Raw genomic sequence first — 16729 nt, forward strand, 5'->3', positions numbered from 1 at the left:
GGGCGCGCGCCGAGGTCCACTGGGTGGTTCTGGTTGTTGTTCGGCGCGCCCCCACCCATCCCCCCCACATCACCCACCCCCACCCCCCACGCCCGCCGCGGTCAGGACTCCGCGGCGCCCGTCATGATCGCCACGGCCTCGGTCATGGTGTGCGACTTGGGCGTGATCGTCGCAACGCCCCGGCCCAGCCGCTGGACGTGGATCCGGTCGGCGACCTCGAAGACCTGCGGCATGTTGTGGCTGATGAGGATCACCGGCACGCCCTTGTCGCGCAGGGTCCGCACCAGCTCGAGCACCTGGCCCGACTCGCGGACGCCGAGCGCCGCCGTCGGCTCGTCGAGGACGACGACCTTCGAGCCGAACGCCGCCGCCCGCGCGACGGCCACTGCCTGGCGCTGGCCGCCGGACAGGTTCTCGACCGGGACCGTCACGTCCTGCAGCGTCGAGATGCCGAGCTCGCGGAGCTCGCGGCGAGCCCGTTCGCGCATCCCCGAGCGGTCGGTCATGCGCAGCACGGAGCCGAGCACGCCCTTGCGCCGCACCTCGCGGCCGAGGAACAGGTTCGCGGCGACGTCTAGCGACGGCGCGACGGCGAGCGTCTGGTACACGGTCTCGATCCCGGCGGAGCGCGCGTCCTGCGGGCGTTTGAAGTGCACCGGCCGGCCGTCGAGCAGGATCTCGCCCTCGTCGGGGATCTCGGCCCCGGTCAGGCACTTGATGAGCGTCGACTTGCCCGCCCCGTTGTCGCCGATGATCGCGAGCACCTCGCCCGGGTACAGGTCGAGGTCCACACCGTCGAGCCCGACAACCCGGCCGAAGGTCTTGACGAGACCGCGGGCCCGGAGGATCGGAGTCGCGGGGGTGTCGCCGGGGCGGTCGGTCGCTGTGCTGGCATCGATGGTGGTCACTTGCGCACCTTCCTGATCCACTGGTCGAGCGTGACCGCGACGATCACGAGGATCCCCACGGCAAGGGTCTGGTACAGCACGTCGAGCCCGGCGAGCGACAGCCCGTTGCGGAAGACGCCGACGATCAGCGCGCCGAGCAGCGTTCCCCAGACCGTGCCGCGGCCACCGAAGAGGCTCGTCCCGCCGATGACGACGGCGGTGATCGAGTCGAGGTTCAGGTCCACTCCCACGTTGGGGCTCGCCGCGTTCGCGCGCCCGATCTGGATCCACGCAGCGAGCGCGAGGATCGCGCCGGCGGCGAGGTACACGCTGATCAGGACGCGGTTGACGCTGATACCCGAGAGCCGCGCGGCGTCCTTGTCGTCGCCGACCGCGTAGACGTGCGTGCCCCAGGCGGTGCGCGAGAGCACGAGGGCCACCAGCAGGTAGGCCGCGAGCATGAGTACGACGCCGGTGGAGACTCGCACGCCGAGCACCGGGAACGCCGTACCCGTCCACGTCATCGACCCGGGCATGTCGCCCCCGCGGACAGTGGTGCCGTGCGAGTACAGCAGAGTGATGGCCAGGTAGATGTTGAGCGTCCCCAGCGTGGCGATGAAGGGCGGCAGCTTGAACCTGGTCACGAGCAGGCCGTTCAGGCCGCCGGCGGCGAGCCCCACCACCAGGCCGAGCAGCAGCGCGGGCACGGGCGGGACGCCGCCGGCGCTGGTGACCTGGGCCATCACCATCGAGGCCAGGACCATGGTCGCCCCGACCGACAGGTCGATGCCCGCGGTGAGGATCACGAGCGTCTGGGCGACGGCGAGAGTGCCGACCACCGCCACCTGCTGCGTGATCAGGGACAGGTTTCCGGGCGCCAGGAACCGGTCGTTGAGGAAGCCGAAGACGATGACCGACAGCACCAGCACGATCGCCGGGCTCAGGGCCGGGTAGCGGTGCAGGACACCGCGCACCCGCTCGATCGGGGTGCGGCGGTCGAGGAACTCGGCCGCCGGGTCTGGGGCGGACAGCGTGGATGTGCTCATAGAAACTCCTTGGTCGTGCGTCCGGACGAGGCGCCGCGCCGCCCCGAGGCGACGCGGCGCAGCTCGTCAGCCCCAGCAGATCTCCGACGCGGCGTCCGAGTCGATCGAGTCGACGCCGTCGGCGGGCGTGTCGGTCACGAGCTCGACACCGGTGTTGAAGAAGTCGAGGCCCTCGGTGGTCTCGGGCTTCTCCCCCGTCTCGGCGAGCTGCGCGATCGCCTCGACACCGAGCTCGGCCATCTTCACCGGGTACTGCTGGCTCGTGGCGTCGATCACGCCCTCCTTGACGTTGTCCACGCCGGCGCAACCGCCGTCGACCGACAGGAGGAGGACGTCGTCCTTCTCCTTGCCGGCCGCCTCCAAGGCCTGGTACGCCCCGTACGCGGCGGGTTCGTTGATCGTGTAGACGACGTTGACGTCCGGGTTCTTGGTGAGCAGGTTCTCCATCGCGGTCCGCCCGCCGTCCTCGGCGCCCTGGCTCGCCTCGTTGCCGACGAGCTCGTAGTCGCCGCCGCTGTACGAGCCGGTCGAGACCTCGTCGCCGTTAACCTTCGGGTCGGCCACGTCGATCCCCATGCCCTCCAGGAACCCCTGGTCGCGGTCGTAGTCGACCGAGACCACCTTGTCGTCGAAGAGGTCGAGCATCGCGATGGTGGCCTTCTCCCCGTCGAGCTGGGTGGCTGTCCACTGGCCGATGAGCTTCCCGGCCTCGCGGTTGTCGGTCGCGAACGTGATGTCGACGGCGTCGGCCGGGTCCGGCGGCGTGTCCAGGGCGATGACGTACAGGCCCTGGTCCCTCGCCCGCTGGATGGCGTCCACGACGGACGGGCCGTTCGGCGTGATCAGGATGCCGGCGTCGCCCCGGGCGACGGCGTTCTCGATCGCCTGGATCTGGGTGTCCTCGTCGCCGTCGGCCTTGCCGGCGGCCATCGTGAGACTGACCCCGTTCTTCTCGGCCGCTGCCTTGGCACCGTCCTGCATGGCGACGAAGAACGGGTTGGTCGTGGTCTTGACGATCAGGGAGACGCCGACTTCGTCGCCGCCGCCCGAGCCGCCGTCGTTGCCGCAGGCGGTGAGGCCGGCCGCCGCAAGGGCGACCATGCCGGTCAGTGCGGCGCCTCGCCGCAACGAAATTCGGTTGCTGGTCTTGAGGTTCACCATCGAACTCCTTCTTGAGGGCTTGCGCCGACAACGTTGTCAGGTCATTGTCTACCCGAGGAGCCAGGTAGGGTCAAGGCGACTGATCAAAGGAGAGACAGTTTCGTGACATCGGTGTCAGGCGATTCTTCAGCTTCGGCCGCCCAGCGGCGGCCGACGATGCGCGACGTCGCACGCCTCGCCGGCGTCGGGATCAAGACGGTCTCGCGGGTGGTCAACGGTGAGCCCAACGTATCCCCCGCGACCGCCGAGCGCGTCCGCAAGGCCGCGGCGGACCTCTCCTACGAGCCCGACCTCCACGCCGGCAACCTGCGCCGCGCCGACGGCCGTACCCGTACGCTCGGCCTGCTCGTCTCCAGCGTCGCCAACCCGTTCGCGGCGCAGGTGCACCGCGCGATCGAGCGTGTCGCCACCGAGTACGGGTACGCGGTGCTCGCGGCGAGCCTGGAGGACGACCCCACGGCAGAGCTGCGGGCGGTGACGGCGCTCGCCCGGCGCAGGGTCGACGGGTTCATCGTCACGCCCGTGAGCGACGACCAGTCCTACCTGCGCGTGCACATCGACCGCGGCACCCCGCTGGTGTGCGTCGACCGGACGCCGCGGGGCATCGAGACGGACTGCGTGGTGACGGCGAACGTCGACGGCGCCCGGGACGCCGTGCGCCACCTCGTCTCGTACGGGCACCGGCGGATCGCCTTCCTCGGCGACCTCGAGCGCCTCGAGACGGCGCGCCTGCGGCGCGAGGGCTACCTCACCGAGCTCGCGGCGGCCGGGATCGACGCCGACCCCGCCCTGATCGTGCTCGGCCTGCACGACGACGCGACGGCGACCGCCGTCGTCCGCACCCTGTTCGCGCTCCCCGACCCGCCCACCGCGATCTTCTCCAGCCAGAACCTGATCACCATCGGGACCATCCGGGCCCTGCAGCAGCTCGGCCTGGAGCACAAGATCGCCCTGGTCGGGTTCGACGACGTCGAGACCGGCGACCTCATGAAGCCCGCGATCACGACCATCGCGCAGGACCCGGACCGCATCGGCCGCCTGGCCGCGGAGCGCCTGTTCGCGCACCTCGACGGGGACCTGAGCCCGGCCCGCCAGGTCGTCGTGCCGACCCGCCTCGTCGTCCGCGGGTCGGGTGAGATCCCCGGGCCGGCGTGACTGCGGGGTCGGGCCGGGATGTCACAGCACTTCCGGCCCGAGGTTCACCGCGCCTGGGTGAGCTCCTCCGGGTGCAGCACCGCGTCGACGAGGGCGCCGTTGCGCCACACCGTCACCTCGGTGCGCCGCCCGATGGCCTCGCCCACCATGAGGCGCTGCACCTCCGTCGTGGTGACGACCGTGGCGCCGTTGATGGCCACGAGGATGTCGCCGGTACGGATCCCCGCCAGGTCGGCCGGGGATCGCGCGATGACCTGCGCGACCCGGATCCCCGTCGGGGCGCCGACCCGATTCGCCACCGGCTCGGGCAGCACCACCGGCGACCCGGCGATGCCCAGCCACGCGCGCCGCACCCGGCCGGTGCGGACGAGCTCGTCGATGATCGCCCGGGTCGTCGTGTTGATCGGCACGGCGAGGCCCAGGCCGATGCCCGCGACCGCGGTGTTGACGCCGACGAGCCGGCCACGCGTGTCGGCGAGCGCCCCTCCGCTGTTGCCCGGGTTGAGCGCCGCGTCGGTCTGCACCACCTCGTCGATGATCCGCCCGGCGCTGGTCGGCAGCGACCGGCCGAGCGCCGACACGATGCCGGCGGTCACGCTGCCGGCCAGGCCGCGCGGGTTGCCCAGCGCGACGACGAGCTGCCCCACCCGGAGGGTCGCTGCGTCCCCGAGCGTGAGGGCGGGCGGGATGTCGTCGTCGGCCCGGAGCACCGCGAGGTCGGAGAGCGGGTCGCGCCCGACCACCCGCGCGCCGACCTCCGAGCCGTCGCCGAAGGCCGCCCGCACGTCGCTCGCCGACTCCACGACGTGCGCGCTCGTGAGCAGCAGGCGGTCCCCGGGGATGACCGAGGCGCTCCCCGCGCCCGCTCCCCGGACCGTCCGCACCGAGACCGCCGCGACCGACGGCAGCACCGCGTCGACGACACGCACTATCGAGGCCGAGTAGGCGTCCATCGCCTCGTGATCGTCGGTCACGTTGTCGTCCGGCTCGTGGTCGCCCAGCTCGTGATCGCCCATAGAACCCATCACACACGCACGGCGACCCTGGCGGGAAGGGATTCGCCCAGGGCAGATATGCGGACCTCAGGTCGCCTGGTCCACCGCCCGGTCCAGCTCGCGCTCCCACGCGAGCATGCCGCCCTCGACGGACCGGGCCGCCAGCCCGGCGTCGCGCAGCCGGAGGGCCACGCGGGCCGACCGGACGCCGGACCTGCACAGCACGTAGACGGGCCGGCCCGCCGCCCAGGCGGCGACGCCGGCGACTGCCGCGACGGCGTCGTCCCCGGCGAAGGCGCCCGAGGGGACCACGCGCGCTCCCGGCAGAGCGGCGAGCTCCACCTCCCACGGATCGCGGACGTCCAGCACCGCGGGCTCGGCGCCGTCGGCGCGCAGCGCCGCCAGCTCGCGCACGGGCACCGCCGCGCCGTCCGCGCCGTTCGCGCCGTCCGACGGCGGCAGCCCGCAGAACGCCGCGTACGGGTCGACGCCGCCGGCGCCGGTCAGCAGCGCCCTGACGGGCTCCCGGGCGGGATCGCGCCGGACGGCGAGCTGCCGCCAGGTCAGGGCGAGCGCGTCATACATCGCGAGCCGCCCGAGCAGCGTCTCGCCCGCCCCCGTGACGAGCTTGATCGCCTCGGTCGCCATGACCGAGCCCAGGGTGCCGCACATCGCACCGAGCACGCCGCCTGCTGCGCAGTCCGGCGACGCGCCGGGCGGTGGCGGGTCCGGGAACACGTCCCGGTAGGTCACGCCACTGGCGCCGTCCGGCGGCGTGCCCCAGAACGTGGCGACCTGCCCCGTGAACCGGTAGATCGCACCCCAGACGCACGGGATGCCCAGCACCTCGGCGGCGTCCGAGACGAGGTAGCGGGTCGCGAAGGCGTCGGTCCCGTCGAGCACCAGGTCGTAGCCGGACAGCACGTCGAGCGCGTTCGCCGTGGTCAGCCGCTCCCGGTGCTCGACCACGTGGACGTGCGGGTTGACCTCCACCAGCGCGTCCCGCGCCGACGCCGTCTTGGGCAGCCCCAGGTCCGAGACGCCGTGGATCACTTGGCGCTGCAGGTTCGACACCTCGACGGCGTCGTCGTCGACAATGCCCAGCGTGCCCACACCCGCCGCGGCGAGGTAGAGCAGGGCGGGGCTGCCCAGGCCGCCCGCGCCCACCACCAGCACGCGCGCGTTCGCGAGCCGGCGCTGGCCCTCCGGGCCGATCCCCGGCAGCACCAGGTGGCGGGCGTACCGGGCGAGCTCGTCGCGGCCCAGCTCGCGGCCGGGCTCGACCAGCGGCGGCAGCGCGGTCACAGCGCGAGGTCCAGGTTGTTCCCGACCAGGTTGTCGCCGACGGCGACCAGCCCGTCGACCGGGGACGACGCCAGCGCCCGCTCCCGGCGCGGCGGCCGGCCGGCGCGGGCGGCGTCGTACCCCGCCTCGACGGCGAGCCGCATGGCGTGGGCCATGCGCACCGGGTCCGCGGCGCGGGTCACCGCGGTGGCAAGCAGGACGCCGTCGCACCCGAGCTCCATGGCCAGCGCGGCGTCCGACGCCGTGCCGATGCCCGCGTCCAGGATCACCGGGACCGACGCCGCGGCCGCTATGACCTCGATGTTGCGCGGGTTGGCGATGCCGAGCCCGGAGCCGATGGGCGAGCCCAGCGGCATGACCGCCGCGCAGCCCACGTCCTCAAGGCGGCGCGCGATGATCGGGTCGTCGTTGGTGTACGGGAGCACGGTGAAGCCGTCGTCGACCAGGGCCTTTGCCGCCTCGACCAGGCCTATCGGGTCGGGCAGGAGCGTCACGTCGTCGGCGATGACCTCCAGCTTGACCCAGTCCGTCTCGCACGCCTCCCGGGCGAGCTGGGCGGTGAGCACCGCCTCGCGGACGGAGAAGCAGCCGGCCGTGTTGGGCAGGGCACGGATGCCCAGGCGCGCGAGCAGGCCCCAGACGGAGGGGTCGCCGGAGCGGGCCGGGTCGTCCGACGGCCGGGGCCGGGACACGCGCCGCATCGCGACGGTGGTCAGCTCCGTGCCGGACGCTACGAGCGCGTCCTCCAGGCCCAGCAGGCTCGCCGCTCCCCCGGTGCCCATGACCAGGCGCGATCCCAGCGGCGTGCCCGCGATGGTCAGCGGTGCGTCGTCCATGGTCAGCCTCCCTGCACTGCGGTGACGACCTCGACGCGGTCTCCGGGCCGGACCGTGGTGGTGCCCCAGGCGCCGCGCGGCACGACGGCGTCGTCGAGCGCGACGGCGACGCCCTGCGGCGCGCCGTCGACCACGAGGCCGGGCAGCAGGCGCGCGACCAGGTCGGCGACGGGCAGGGGGCTGTCGAGCGGGTACGGCTCGCCGTTGACGAGGGCGGCCCCCGGCGCCTCGGCGATCGGCGCTCCGGCGGCGCCGGGCGACGCGGACGGTGCTGCGGCCGCGGACGGTGCTGCGGTCATGCTGTGCCTCCTCGAGTAGTGCTGTATGCGTCGGCGAACCGGCGCGGGTCCGCGAACCGGGCGGCGGCCTCGACGGCCGCGATGGCTGCTGGGCCGTCCGGCGCCACGCCCAGCGCCTGGTCGACGGCGGCCGCCGTCAGCGCCGTGAGCAGGATCCCGTTGCGGTGGTGCCCCGTGGCCAGGTAGAGGCCGTCGGCCGCCCAGCCCAGGATCGGCGCGTTGTCGGGGCTGCCGGGCCGGGACCGGGTGACGGTCTCCAGCAGCACGGCGTCGTCGAGCCCGGGCAGCAGGGCGCGCACGTCGCGCAGCAGCGCGAAGACGTCGCCGGCCCGGGTCAGGTGGTCGTCCGCGCGCTCGTCCGACGTCGCGCCCACGACCACCTCGCGCGTCCCGTCGGGCCGGACCGGGCGGGGCACGGCGTAGACGGGGCGGCCCTGCACGGTGCCCCGCACCACCACCGCGGGCGCCCGGTCGACGTCGGCGGCCAGGCGCAGCGTCGTGCCGGGCACCGGGCGGGTGGGGGCTCCCGCGAACAGGGAGCCGCTCGCGTGCCCGGCGGCCAGGACCACGGTCCCGGCGGCGTAGGCCGTGCCCGCCTCGTCGAGCGCGCCGACGACGGCGTCGTCCGCCCAGGTCAGCGAGACCGCGGCGCGCCGCACGAGGATCTCGTGCGCGGCGACGGCGGCGGACAGGGCCACCTGCACGGCACGCGGGTCCACCCGATGGTCGCCCGGGACCCACGCCGCACCCGCCACCCGCGGCCCGACGCCGGGCTCCCGCAGCCGCGCCTCGTCCGGCGCGATCTCCGCCGAGCCGAGGCCCCACCCGCTGTGCAGGTCCAGCAGCCGGCGCAGCGCGACCAGGTCGTCGCGGTCGTAGGCGAGGGCGAGCGTGCCGGCGGTCTCCAGGCCGACGGCGCCCGGCGGCAAGCCAGCCGCGCGCTCGAGTGCCTCGGCGAACGCCGGCCAGAGGGCGAGCGAGGCGGTGCCCAGCCGCGCCTGCCCCTTCTCGCCGAAGCCCGCCTCCATGACGGGCGCGAGCATGCCGGCGGCGGCGTGGGTGGCGCCGTCGCCGGGCGACGGGTCCAGGACGACGACGCTCGCGCCGGCCTCCACCGCGCGCCAGGCCGCGGTCAGGCCGACGATGCCCCCGCCGATGACGAGGACGTCGCACACATGACTGCTCACAGTTCTGCTCCCTTCGCTGGCATGACCCAGATCAGGTTCGACGGTCGGCGCCCTGCGCCCTCTCAGCCCCGTCCGGGGCTCCCGTGCACGCGACAACGATAGCCCTACACTCGCGGTCGTGGACCCCCGTACCCGGCTCGCCGACGCCCGCCTGTATCTGTGCACGGACGCCCGTCAGGACACCGGCGACCTCGAACCCTTCCTGCACGCGGCGCTGGAGGGCGGCGTCGACGTCGTCCAGCTCCGGGACAAGTCCCTGGAGGCGGCCCGCGAGGTCGAGCTGCACGCGCTCGTCGCCCGGGTGGCCGCCGAGCACGGCGCGCTGTGGGCGGTCAACGACCGGGCCGACATCGCGGGGCTGACCGGAGCGCCGGTGGTGCACATGGGCCAGGGCGACCTGCCGCCCGGCGCGGTGCGGGCCCTGCTGGGCGACGGCCCCGTGCTGGGCCGCTCCACCCACTCCCTCGACCAGGCGCTGGCCGCCGAGGCCGAGCCCCGCGTGGACTACTTCTGCGTCGGGCCGGTGTGGGCCACGCCGACCAAACCGGGCCGCGCCGCCGTCGGCCTGGACCTGGTGCGCGACGTCGCCGCCCGCGAGCCGGCCACGCCCTGGTTCGCCATCGGCGGGGTCGACGCCGCCCGCCTCGACCAGGTGCTCGACGCTGGGGCGCGCCGCGTCGTCGTCGTCCGCGCCATCACGCGGGCGGACGACCCCCGGGCCGCGGCCGCCGCGCTGCGCCGCCGGATCGCGGGCGCGGACGGGTAGAGCCCGATGTTGCCTGGCACCGTATCCGCTCCGTTACTCTTGGCCTCGCCATGAGCCTGACACGTCGCCCCTCCTCGCTGCTCGCCGACCATCGGCGCTGGTCAGCGAGCGTCCTGACGGTCATGCTCCTCGTGCTCGCCGTCCTCGGCGCGCAGGTCCTGTGCGGCGTCCACCTGAACGAGCAGGCCGCCGGCCACGCGGACGAAGCCGCCGTGCAGAGCCCGGGCCTGTGGCCCGCCGCCGAGACGACCGTCGCCGAGGCGCCGGACGTCGAGGCAGCCCTCGCACCTCCGGACGACGGCGCCCATGGCTGTTCCGACCACCGCTCGCTGACGGCGCAGGGCGACCCGGTCCGTCAGCCGCCGCCCGGGCCGGCCGTGATGCCGGAGCTCGCCGCGCAGTGGCTCGTGGCCGACCTGGCACACCGCGAGCCCCCGGTCCGGTCGAGCGTGACCGACGCCGCGGCGCCGTCGCTGACCGCCCTGGGGATCTCCCGGACGTAGACCACCACATCCCGTCGGCGCCACCCCTGGGTGCCGGCGGCTCCAGCGCGCCCCGGAGCGGGGTCGCGCGTGTGGTTCTACTCCGATCAGAAAGGTCCCCGCTTTCATGGAGCCCAGCTTCAACCCGACCAGTACCGCACCTGGCCGCGGTCGGCACCGGGCGGCCCGCCGCCCGGTCCTGGCCGACGTCGCCCGAGCCACCTCCGAGCAGGTCAGCGCGTTCGCCGGCCGCACCGCCGTCGTCGCGGCGGCCGGTTCGGGCGTGCTGCTGTCCTTCGTCGCCGCACCCGCCGCCCAGGCCGCCCCGGCTGACGCGGTCAGCACGTCGCTGGCCGGCACACCCGTCCAGGGCACGCTCAACGCGACCGACCTGAACGCCCTGACCGCGCAGGCCCGTGAGACGGTCGCCGCCGCGGGCGTCGTGGCGGTCGCACCCGATGCGGAGCTCAAGGTCGAGAAGGCGGCGGTCTCCGTCGTCTCGGCCGCGGAGAACGAGGACTACCAGGCACAGCTCGCCGCCGAGGCGGAGGCCGAGGCCGCCGCGGAGGCCGCGGAAGCGGCCGCCGAGGCCGCGGCGGCGATCGACATCCCGGCCTCGGCGTCGGGGTCCGCCGTCATATCGGTCGCCATGCGCTACCTGGGAGTGCCGTACGTCTGGGGCGGCACGACGCCTGCGGGCTTCGACTGCTCCGGGTTCACGTCCTACGTGTTCGCGCAGGTCGGGATCAACCTGCCCCGGACCTCGTCCGAGCAGCGGTACGCCGGGACCGAGGTGCCCTGGTCGCAGGCGCAACCCGGCGACCTGCTCTGGTCGCCCGGCCACATCGCGATCTATGCGGGCGACGGCATGCAGGTCGAGGCCCCGGTCCCGGGCAAGACCGTCCGGTACACCCAGGTCTGGCAGTCCAACCCGATAGTCCTGCGCGTCGGGTGACCCGTCGTCGGTGAGGGGCCAGGCGGCCCCTCACCGACTGGACGGGAAGCGTGCCCTGCCGGGTCTCACACGGTGCCGATCTTCAGACGGTGGCGGGCTTCAGACGGCGGCGGGCCGACGCCGTCGTGCGCCGGCGGCGAGCACCGCCAGGCTCGCGAGGGTTCCCCACAGCGCCAGCCCCTGGATCCAGGGGCCGAGCACGATCCCCGCGGTGCGGCCGTCGCGCAGCTCGACGTCGGCCGTCATGAGCCCTGCCTCGTCGAACGGGAGGGTCTGCTGGGTCGTTCCGTCCGGGGCGAACACCTGGCTGGTGCCCGTCGTGGAGAGGTTGACGACGCTGCGGCCCGTCTCGATCGCGCGCATGCGGGCGATCTCCCTCTGCTGCAGGTTCTCGTCGGTGCCGCGGAAGTCGGCGTTGTTCGTCTGGAACATGAACACCTGCGCGCCGTCGTTGACGTCTTCCCGGATGACGTCGTCGAAGGCCACGTCGAAGCAGATCGCCAGGCCGGCCTTCGCCCGGCCGAGGTCGAGGACGGGCGAGTCGTCACCCGGCGTGTACTCGCGCCCCAGCAGGTTGACGAGCTCGGGGACGATCGCGCCGTACAGCCACCGGTCCGGGATGTACTCGCCGAACGGCACGGGGTGCCGTTTCGCGTGCGTCACCTCGGGGCCGTCCCCCGTCCAGAGGAACGACGTGTTGTAGACGAGCTCCCCGACCGCGGACGCCGCGTTCAGGACGATCGGCGCACCGTAGGCGTCGGCGGCCTCGGAGAGCACCCGCGCGGTGGCCGGTTCGGCCGCGGGATCGCTGTCGACGCCGCCCTCGGGCCACAGCACCACGTCGACCCGCTCGTCCTCCAGCGGCACGGAGGCGGCGAGCTGCGAGCGCAGCACCTCCTGCGGCGCACGCCGGTCCGAGAAGGCCGCCGGCCCGTCGCCCTGCACGGCGCCGACCCGGAGCGTCCCGGCGTCGGCGGTCGGGAACTGCGGAACCATGACCATGACGACGGCGAGCAGGCCGACGGGAACCGCGCCCGACCATCGTGGGAGCGACAGCGGACGGGCGTCGCCTTCCGTCGCGCGGCGGGCCGCCCACCGGGCGGCCTCGACGGCTCCGGCGCACAGCGCCACCATGAGGAACCCGAGCCCGGACACGCCCAGCCACGACGCGACGGGCGCGATCGGGCTCTCGGACTGGCTCATCCCGAGCCGCCCCCACGGGAACCCGCCGTACGGCCAGGACCCCACGACGAGCTCGCGCGCCACCCATGCCCCGGCCACGAGTGCGGGGAGCGCCACGAGCCGCGTACCCGCGGTGTCGCGCCAGCGCGGCAGCCACCGGTAGGCGAGCGTGACGAGCGGCGAGAGGGCGGCGAGGAGCAGCGTCTCGACGGAGGCCAGCGCCACCCACGGCAGCCAGCCGAGGGGGTCGTCGCCGAGGAAGCGCGCGGCCCACGACACGTGCGGGAAGTAGAACGCGGCGCCGAACGCCGCGCCGACGAGCACGCTGCCCCACAGGCTCCTCCCGACGAGGGAGACCAGGGCGAGCGTCACGGCGACGAAGGCGAGCGGCCACCAGCCGAGCGAGGGGAAGGCCGCGTCGAGCGCGAACCCGCCGGCCACCGCGAGGGCGAGCGCCGCCCACGCCGGCACGAGCGGGCGCTCCGCGTGCGTGGTGTCCCGCGCCGGCGGGTGGAACCGAGCCGGGATGACGTTCTTGACCAAGGGCTTTTCGCCTTCACGGAGAGCGGAGGGGTGGACGCGGCCAGCCGTACCGTATCCCGATCACCGTGGAGAACAAGACCTCGCCGCCACTCCCGCGCGTGGCAGTCGCCTGCCACTGCGCGAGGCCGACGGGCGGTTCAAGGGGTCAGGCGCACCGCGGACGCGGTCCGCCCGGGAGCCGCGATGAGCTGGTCGAAGATCAGCTCGCCGGCGCCGATGAGGACCTGGGCGAACGCGGGCCGGTCGACCGGGATGATCGTCAGACCCGCACGCGTCGACCGGAGCGCCTCCTGGACGAAGCGCTCAGGACCCCACACGGCGACCAGCGCGGCGAGGAAGCCCGAGACGATCACCGTCGAAGGGTTCAGCAGGTTCACGGCGTTGCGGATCGCTATCGCGAGCAGCCGCGCCTGCCGGTCGACGATCGGCCGGACGTCGTCGTCGAAGACCATCTCGGCCAGACGCTCGGGCAGGAGGTCGATGTCGGGACCGGACAGCCCGACCGCGCCGAGCAGCTCGCCCCGGGTGACCTCGGCCTGGAGGCATCCGGACGAGCCGCAGTGGCAGGGCCGGCCCTCCGGCACGACGACCGTGTGCCCGATCTCCCCCGCGTACCCCTCCGCACCGAGGAAGATCTCGCCGTCCCGCCCGATGTAGCCCCCGCCGATGCCGCTGGACCCGCCGACGAGATGCAGGACGTAGTCACGCCCTCGCCCCTCCCCGAAGGTGCACTCCGCGCGCATCGCCAGGGTCGCGGCGTTGGCGGCCCGCACGGGAAGGCCCGTCGCCCTGGCGAGCTCCGCGGCGAGCGGCACGTCGTACCAGCCAAGATGGTCCGCCTCGCGCACGATGCCGTCAGCCACCCGAACCTGACCGGGGACGCCCACACCCACGCCGAGAACTCGCAACGGTCCGCGGCTCCCCGACAGGAGCTCGGGCAGGGCGGATACCACGATCTCGCAGAGCCCGGAGACGTCCAGGCCTCCGCTGCTCACAGCCGTGCTCGTGCGCCCGCGCACCGCCCCCGTCGGGCCGATCAGAGCGACCTGGACGGTGTCGACCGCGACGTCGACGGCGACCGCCACCGTGGAGGGGTCGAGCTCCTGGATGAAGCTCGGCCGCCCCACACCGCGCTCTTCGGACGACGGCCGCTCGATCACCAGCCCCATCCGGGACAGGTCGGACAGCAGCACGCCCATGGTCGAGCGCGTCACCCCGAGCCGCTCAGTGAGGTTCTTGCGCGAGGACGGGCCCTCCCGATGCAGGATCGCGACGAGGTCCGAAAGGTTGCGCTCGCGCAGCTGATCCGTCGTGGTGCGTCCGCGGGTGACGCTCTGCGTCCCAGCTTCGGCCATGGCGTGAGCCTACTGGATCCGTTCCCGGAACCGGCACGAGGCCGGCACGCGCGGCCGCGCGGTGCTGACACGACAAAGGCCGCTGACCTGGTCTTACACCAGGTTCAGCGGCCTCCTCTACCGAGGATCAGCCGGACTTGCGGCGGAACATCTTCTGCACGGGTCCGGTCGTCTCCGAGCCGTGTACCGCACCGGTGTTCACATCGCCTGCGGCGGTCCGGCTCCGTGCCGCGTTCTTGCGGTCCAGAGCTTCCTTGAACCGCGCCTTCGCATCCGTGCTCGGCGCCGTCGGCGCCTTGGGCTGTTCAGCGCCCTGGGCCTCGGACTCCTCGGCATTGGGCTTCTCGTCCGTCACACCGATCACCTCCTCCTGTTTCGGGGGTCCCTCGATCGGGTCCGTCGTCCGCCCCAGCCTGCACCACGATTCGACCTGGTGCCAACGCTTTTCGAAACCTCCAGGAGACGGGTGCTAGGCCTGCGCGGCGGCGCGCTCCGCCGCCCGCTCGGCGCGCTCGGCGCGCAGGGACGTGATGGCGGTCTCGAAGTCCTCGAGCGAGTCGAAGGACTGGTAGACGCTCGCGAACCGGAGGTAGGCCACCTCGTCGAGCTCGCGCAGCGGGCCGAGGATCGCCAGCCCCACCTCGTACGCGTCGATCTCGGCGCTTCCGTTGCTCCGCAGGGTCTCCTCGACGCGCTGGGCGAGGATCGCGAGGTCGTCGTCGCTCACCGGGCGGCCCTGGCAGGCCTTGCGCACACCGGCGGCGACCTTGTCGCGGCTGAAGGGCTCGGTGGCGCCGGAGCGCTTGACCACGGAGAGGCTGGCCGTCTCGACCGTCGTGAATCTGCGGTTGCAGTTCGGGCACTGCCGCCGGCGCCTGATCGACAGGCCGTCGTCGGAGGTCCGCGAGTCCACCACGCGCGAGTCGGCGTGGCGACAGAACGGGCAGTGCATGCTCACTCCTGCGTGGTCGACCACGGACCGGAGGCCTCCGGTCGCGCCCCGACCGTAAGCGGGCAAACCACCCCCATGCAACATCGCCGCAACATTCGACGGCGATTCGTGGCCTCTTGTCACTCCTTGGGTAGGAGCAGCAGCTCTCCGACCCGCACGGTGCCCGACGACATCTCGTTCAGATCCTGGAGCCGCGCGACCGCGTGCCGGACGTCCTCGCCCGGCTGCGCCACCTCCCGGGCGAAGCCCCAGAGCGTCTCCCCCGGCTGTACCGCGTGCACCCGGACCTCGGTCGGCTCGCCCGGGGAGCTCGCGACCGCCGTCGCCCCCCACGTGGCCATCGGCGCGACGAGGATCATCGCCAGCAGCACGAGCACCACGCGGCCGCGCCGCGTGAGCCGCAGGCCGGCCAGGCCCAGCCGGTCGGCGACCGTCCGCGCCGGGGCCGGCACATAGGCCCGGACCGCGGCCAGCCTCGGTGCCGGCGCGTACGCCGGTTCATGCGCCGGCTCATACGTCGGGGTGTACTGCCGCAGCGGGATCACGTCCCCCATGGCCCCTCCTCGAAGAGTGACTCGAACCTGTGTCCTCATACACGCGTTCGACGAACGCACGTACCATTGTGTAGCACGGGACACCGTCGATGTCGAGACACGCTCGAACATTCGTTTGAGCCGAGCAGCTTTGTGACCTAGAGTGGGTCACGCACAGGAGAACATTTGTCGGAACGGGAGGGGCAGGGGCATGACGGGACGGGACGGGACCAGCGACACGAGAGCCGTCGACACGGCGCTCTCGGGCGTCGCCACGTTGGACGAGCCGGGCGACGGGGCGGTCGCTGACGTGCACGCGATCTCGCCGACAGACCGCCTCACCGAGCGGCAGCGCCTCGTGCTGGACACGATTCGGCAGTCGTTCGAGACGCGGGGCTACCCGCCGTCGATGCGCGAGATCGGCGAGGCCGTCGGGCTGGCGAGCCCGTCGAGCGTCAAGCACCAGCTCCAGATGCTCGAGAAGAAGGGCTTCCTGCGTCGCGACCCGAACCGGCCCCGCGCCATGGAGCTCGTCGAGCCGATGGCCGACCAGGTCGACAAGCCGACGCGCGGCGAGATCCACTGGCCCGAGCCGCGACGCAGCGGCCAGATCCACTGGGGCGGCTCGGTGCCCGACGACGCCAGCACCCCGGCGCCGTCGTACGTGCCGCTCGTCGGCCGGATCGCGGCCGGTGGCCCGATCCTCGCCGAGCAGGTCGTCGAGGACGTGTTCCCGCTCCCCCGCCAGCTCGTCGGCGACGGCGAGCTGTTCCTCCTCAAGGTCGCCGGCGACTCGATGGTCGACGCCGCGATCTGCGACGGGGACTGGGTGGTGGTGCGTCGGCAGAACGTCGCCGAGCAGGGCGAGATCGTCGCCGCCATGATCGACGGCGAGGCCACGGTCAAGACGTTCAAGCAGTCCGACGGGCACGTGTTCCTGCTGCCGCAGAACCCGGCCTACGAGCCCATCCCGGGCGACGAGGCGCAGGTCCTGGGCCGCGTGGTCGCGGTGCTGCGCAGCCTCTGACGGGACCCGCGAAGTAGAGCGCCTGTCCCCCCTGCGCAAGGCTCACCTTGCGCAGGGGGGACA

Annotated in this window: 18 protein-coding genes and 1 riboswitch; of the genes, 5 read left to right on the forward strand and 13 right to left on the reverse strand. The window is 73.5% G+C overall.

Annotation, left to right across the window (positions count from 1 at the left end; all coding sequences use genetic code 11):
* Positions 1-101: 101 nt before the first annotated feature.
* From ACFT2C_RS27425 to ACFT2C_RS27435, 3 genes are all read right to left on the reverse strand, one after another.
* On the reverse strand, positions 102-908 hold the full coding sequence (locus ACFT2C_RS27425) for an ATP-binding cassette domain-containing protein (protein ID WP_377210265.1): 807 nt from the start codon (positions 906-908) through the stop codon (positions 102-104).
* Entirely contained in the window at positions 905-1933 is a 1029-nt protein-coding gene (locus ACFT2C_RS27430; protein WP_377210266.1) for an ABC transporter permease, read from the reverse strand. Before ACFT2C_RS27430 ends, ACFT2C_RS27425 begins: the two co-directional genes overlap by 4 nt.
* Positions 1934-1999: 66 nt before the next feature.
* The gene (locus ACFT2C_RS27435; protein WP_377210267.1) at positions 2000-3094 is read right to left on the reverse strand and encodes a substrate-binding domain-containing protein; all 1095 of its coding nucleotides are present in this window, start codon (positions 3092-3094) and stop codon (positions 2000-2002) included.
* Positions 3095-3250: 156 nt separating this feature from the next.
* Here ACFT2C_RS27435 and ACFT2C_RS27440 point away from each other — a divergent pair, with 156 nt between their 5' ends.
* Positions 3251-4249 (forward strand): LacI family DNA-binding transcriptional regulator, encoded by a 999-nt coding sequence (locus ACFT2C_RS27440; RefSeq protein ID WP_377210268.1) that lies wholly within the window; start codon positions 3251-3253, stop codon positions 4247-4249.
* A gap of 44 nt (positions 4250-4293) precedes the next feature.
* On the opposite strand, the gene ACFT2C_RS27445 is transcribed toward ACFT2C_RS27440, so the two are convergent.
* The 5 genes from ACFT2C_RS27445 to thiO form a co-directional block, all read right to left on the reverse strand.
* Complete coding sequence (locus ACFT2C_RS27445) at positions 4294-5265, reverse strand: S1C family serine protease (protein WP_377210269.1); 972 nt, start codon at positions 5263-5265, stop codon at positions 4294-4296.
* 66 nt (positions 5266-5331) lie between these two features.
* A complete protein-coding gene (locus ACFT2C_RS27450; protein WP_377210270.1) occupies positions 5332-6549 on the reverse strand; it encodes a ThiF family adenylyltransferase in 1218 nt (405 codons plus the stop codon).
* Positions 6546-7385, reverse strand: coding sequence for a thiazole synthase (locus ACFT2C_RS27455; RefSeq protein WP_377210271.1), 840 nt, complete (start codon positions 7383-7385; stop codon positions 6546-6548). The genes ACFT2C_RS27450 and ACFT2C_RS27455 overlap by 4 nt, the downstream gene beginning before the upstream one ends.
* 2 nt (positions 7386-7387) lie before the next feature.
* Positions 7388-7684 (reverse strand): sulfur carrier protein ThiS, encoded by a 297-nt coding sequence (thiS, locus tag ACFT2C_RS27460; protein WP_377210272.1) that lies wholly within the window; start codon positions 7682-7684, stop codon positions 7388-7390.
* Positions 7681-8871 (reverse strand): glycine oxidase ThiO, encoded by a 1191-nt coding sequence (gene thiO, locus ACFT2C_RS27465; protein ID WP_377210273.1) that lies wholly within the window; start codon positions 8869-8871, stop codon positions 7681-7683. Before thiO ends, thiS begins: the two co-directional genes overlap by 4 nt.
* Positions 8863-8966: riboswitch (TPP riboswitch) on the reverse strand. Its footprint overlaps the gene before it by 9 nt.
* A gap of 23 nt (positions 8967-8989) precedes the next feature.
* Here thiO and thiE point away from each other — a divergent pair.
* The 3 genes from thiE to ACFT2C_RS27480 all read left to right on the forward strand — a co-directional run bounded on the left by thiE (position 8990) and on the right by ACFT2C_RS27480 (position 11074).
* Entirely contained in the window at positions 8990-9637 is a 648-nt protein-coding gene (gene thiE, locus ACFT2C_RS27470) for a thiamine phosphate synthase (RefSeq protein ID WP_377210274.1), read from the forward strand.
* 50 nt (positions 9638-9687) lie between these two features.
* Entirely contained in the window at positions 9688-10140 is a 453-nt protein-coding gene (locus ACFT2C_RS27475; RefSeq protein WP_377210275.1) for a hypothetical protein, read from the forward strand.
* Between the two features lie 106 nt (positions 10141-10246).
* Positions 10247-11074, forward strand: a complete 828-nt coding sequence (locus tag ACFT2C_RS27480; RefSeq protein WP_377210276.1) for a C40 family peptidase — start codon at positions 10247-10249, stop codon at positions 11072-11074.
* A 99-nt stretch (positions 11075-11173) separates the two neighbouring features.
* On the opposite strand, the gene lnt is transcribed toward ACFT2C_RS27480, so the two are convergent.
* The 5 genes from lnt to ACFT2C_RS27505 form a co-directional block, all read right to left on the reverse strand.
* Positions 11174-12799: an apolipoprotein N-acyltransferase gene (gene lnt / locus ACFT2C_RS27485; RefSeq protein WP_377210277.1), complete on the reverse strand. Its 1626-nt coding sequence runs from the start codon at positions 12797-12799 to the stop codon at positions 11174-11176.
* A gap of 137 nt (positions 12800-12936) precedes the next feature.
* Positions 12937-14154 carry an ROK family protein gene (locus ACFT2C_RS27490; protein ID WP_377210278.1) on the reverse strand — a complete coding sequence of 406 codons (1218 nt, stop codon included), beginning with the start codon at positions 14152-14154 and terminating at the stop codon, positions 12937-12939.
* 127 nt (positions 14155-14281) lie between these two features.
* Entirely contained in the window at positions 14282-14509 is a 228-nt protein-coding gene (locus ACFT2C_RS27495; protein ID WP_377210279.1) for a DUF5302 domain-containing protein, read from the reverse strand.
* A gap of 114 nt (positions 14510-14623) precedes the next feature.
* Positions 14624-15106, reverse strand: a complete 483-nt coding sequence (nrdR, locus tag ACFT2C_RS27500) for a transcriptional regulator NrdR (protein WP_377210280.1) — start codon at positions 15104-15106, stop codon at positions 14624-14626.
* Between the two features lie 119 nt (positions 15107-15225).
* Entirely contained in the window at positions 15226-15660 is a 435-nt protein-coding gene (locus tag ACFT2C_RS27505) for a LysM peptidoglycan-binding domain-containing protein (protein WP_377210281.1), read from the reverse strand.
* Between the two features lie 190 nt (positions 15661-15850).
* Here ACFT2C_RS27505 and lexA point away from each other — a divergent pair, with 190 nt between their 5' ends.
* The gene (lexA, locus tag ACFT2C_RS27510; RefSeq protein ID WP_377210282.1) at positions 15851-16666 is read left to right on the forward strand and encodes a transcriptional repressor LexA; all 816 of its coding nucleotides are present in this window, start codon (positions 15851-15853) and stop codon (positions 16664-16666) included.
* Positions 16667-16729 lie beyond the last annotated feature (63 nt).

The organism is Promicromonospora sp. NPDC057138 (assembly GCF_042670845.1).
Taxonomy (GTDB): Bacteria; Actinomycetota; Actinomycetes; order Actinomycetales; family Cellulomonadaceae; genus Promicromonospora.